The 1,099-nt window shown below is 75.2% G+C and carries 1 protein-coding gene and 1 pseudogene; one reads left to right on the top strand and one right to left on the bottom strand.

Annotation, left to right across the window (positions count from 1 at the left end; genetic code table 11):
• Positions 1 to 616, bottom strand: a 616-nt coding sequence (locus tag ACFWGZ_RS41210) for an enoyl-CoA hydratase family protein (RefSeq protein WP_382457011.1), incomplete at its 3' end; no start/stop codon positions are given.
• Positions 617 to 863: 247 nt separating this feature from the next.
• Between ACFWGZ_RS41210 and ACFWGZ_RS41205 the strand changes: the two are divergent.
• Positions 864 to 1,099 (top strand): annotated as a pseudogene (locus ACFWGZ_RS41205) (hypothetical protein); the annotation flags it as partial.

Genomic DNA, 1,099 nt, shown 5'->3' with positions numbered 1-1,099 from the left:
CCAGCACAGTAGCCGTGACCAGCTCCTTCGATGCCGCCAGCCCCTGCGGGGAGGCCCGGCGCAGGCCGTCCAGTACGGGGGCGAGTGCCTGGTCCACGTCGTCGGCGGCGAGGGTGACCAGGCCGATCCTGGCCGCCTCGGCCGCGTCGAAACGCTCGCCGGTGAGGTAGTAGCGGGCGGCGGCGCGCGGATCGGTGCGGGGCAGCAGCGGCAGGGAGATCACGGCGGGGGCGAGCCCGAGCCTGGATTCGGTGAGGGCGAAGGACGAGCCGGGCCCGGCCGCGGAGATGTCGCAGGCGGCGAGCAGGCCGAGCCCGCCCGCGCGGACGTGGCCGGTGACCCGGGCGACGACGGGCTTGGGCAGGGCGACGATCCGCCGCATCAGTGCGACGAAGGCCGCCGGGTCGGGTGGCGCGGTCAGGTCGGCGCCCGCGCAGAAGGTGGTGCCGGTGTGGGTGAGGACGACGGCCCGTACGGTGTCGTCGGCCGCGCAGGCGCCGAGGGCGGCGGTGAGCTCGTCGACGATCTCGGCGGAGAGCGCGTTGCGGTTGGCGGGCGAATCGAGGGCGAGGGTGGTGACGCCCCGGTCGTGGGCGGGTGCGGCGATCCGGCTCATCGGTCACTCTCCTCCTGCGGACCCGGCCCGCCGTCCGCGGGCCGCCTGCGGGCCATCGCGTCGAGGGTGGCAGCGGAACCAGGAACAATCAAGCGCGCTTGCATGATTCCTGCCGCCCCCTCCGCCCGGAGGCTCCCCGGCAAGGAACGGAGCGCGGGCCGCCGCCCACGGCGTTCCGGCCACCCCGCGCCGTACGTCCTTCGGCAACGGGCTTCCGCGGAGTGCCGGCCCTGACAGGATGAGCGCCATGACTGAGACCCACGCGGCCCCCGCCCCTCTGATGCTGACGGTCTCCGGCGAGGACGACCAGGTCCATCTGCGCTCCCTGCGCGACTGGTTGACCCGGGAGGACCTGTTCCGCGGTCGGCTGTCCCTGCGGGGCGAGGCTCCGCGGCCGGGCCAGATGGGCGCCGCCGTGGAGGTGTTGATGGTGGCGGTCGGATCGGGCGGTGCCGCCACCGTGCTGGCGCGCTCCGTGACCGG

Origin of the sequence: Lentzea sp. NPDC060358 (assembly GCF_042725365.1) — a bacterium.
GTDB lineage: Bacteria > Actinomycetota > Actinomycetes > Mycobacteriales > Pseudonocardiaceae > Lentzea.
The sequence above is the reverse complement of the archived record's forward strand: the minus strand, read 5'-3'. Positions and strand labels throughout refer to the sequence as shown.